Below are 1,556 nucleotides of genomic sequence, written 5' to 3' on the forward strand. Positions count from 1 at the left end.
GGCCAGGCAGGCGACGTGCTGCCCGGCCGCGACGGCCTGTCGGACGAGTTCGGCTGAGAGGAAGGCTGTGCCGCCGAGGACCAGGATGTGCATGCGCCCACGCTACGGCGCTAATGTTGAAACTGCACAGAGTGTTATGCGACCGGCGAACGCCGGCGCACCGAAGGAGCAGACCCCGCCGATGTACCGCCTGACCACTGCCGCGTCAACTGCCGCGACGACTGCCCAGCCCATCGCGCCGCCGGACATCTCCGCCGTCAACCTGCCCGGCGTCCTGATCAGCATCGGCGTGGGCATTGCCGTGTGGCTGGTGGCGTCGTTCGTCATCGCAGGGATCACCAAGCGCGTCGCCGCCGGCACCACCTTCTTCAAGAAGCCCCATTTCCGCTGGGTGGCCCCGGCGCTGCGTGCCCTCGACCACCAGCGGCGCGAGCAGCGGGCCAAGACCATCGGGTCCCTGCTGAACAGCGTGGGCAGCGTGCTGGTGGTGGTGATCACGGTGATGTACGTCCTGCAGAACCTCAACGTGAACATCGCCCCGTTGCTGACCAGCGTCGGCATCCTCGGCGTCGCGATCGGCTTCGGTGCCCAGCAGCTGATCCGCGACTTCCTGGCCGGCATCTTCATCACCATCGAGGACCAGTACGGCATCGGCGACGTCATCGAGACCTCCGAGGTGGTGGGCACCGTGGAGTCGATGGGGCTGCGCATCACCCGCGTCCGGGCCGAGGACGGCACCGTCTGGTACCTGCGCAACGGTGAAATCCTGCGGGTGGGCAACCGCTCGCAGGGAAGCTACGTCTCGCCCGACACCACACCGGCCGACGACGCCGGATCCGCACCCCAGCAACAGGCCGGAGAATAATATGACGATCCCCACCGGCGGCGAACCGCGCCAGCCCAGGATGCTSATGCAGAACGACCCSTTCAGCCARCCCGGCTACACCGACAACTTCTACGACGCCGTGGGCGGCCACGACACGTTYGTGAAGCTGATCGATGTGTTCTACGACGGCGTCGCGACGGATCCGCTGCTCCGGCCGATGTACCCGGAAGAGGACCTCGGGCCGGCGAAGCGGCGCTTCCTCATGTTCCTTGAGCAGTATTGGGGCGGCCCCACGACGTATGGCGAGGAGCGCGGCCACCCGCGGCTCCGGATGCGGCACCAGCCGTTCCGGGTCACGCCGGAGGCCAAGGAGGCCTGGCTGCGGCACATGCGGACCGCCGTCGACGCCCTTGACCTGCCGCCGCTCTATGAAGGAACGCTGTGGGACTACATGGAACGCGCGGCGCTGTCCATGGTCAACAGCCCGTCCGGAGCCTGAGGAATATGTGGAAAGACCCCGGAGGCACTTGGGGGAATGCCTCCGGGGTCTTTCTGCCCTAATAATACCCAGCCGGGTATGCGCACGGCAAGCGGTTTTCGCGCGAGAGGCCCGGCGCTGGCTAGGCTGGGCTGATGCTACTGATCAGGGAAGACCGTCCGGATGACTTGGCCCGCCTGGCCGCGCTGAGGAGCGTGTGGGCTGCCGAACAGGACCCGGGGCGACCGGACG

Annotated in this window: 2 protein-coding genes; both read left to right on the forward strand. The window is 67.2% G+C overall.

Annotated elements, in window-relative coordinates:
* The first annotated feature begins 181 nt into the window (after positions 1-181).
* Positions 182-865 carry a mechanosensitive ion channel family protein gene (locus tag AC1DHD_RS16205; RefSeq protein WP_476880686.1) on the forward strand — a complete coding sequence of 228 codons (684 nt, stop codon included), beginning with the start codon at positions 182-184 and terminating at the stop codon, positions 863-865.
* A gap of 1 nt (position 866) precedes the next feature.
* A complete protein-coding gene (locus tag AC1DHD_RS16210) occupies positions 867-1,325 on the forward strand; it encodes a globin (protein WP_476880685.1) in 459 nt (152 codons plus the stop codon).
* Positions 1,326-1,556 lie beyond the last annotated feature (231 nt).

Source organism: Arthrobacter sp. 05L45_2 (genome assembly GCF_056397525.1).

Coding starts and splice junctions, on each gene's coding strand:
- AC1DHD_RS16205 (WP_476880686.1), top strand. CDS start 182: ATGTACCGCCTGACCACTGCCGCGTCAACTGCCGCGACGACTGCCCAG.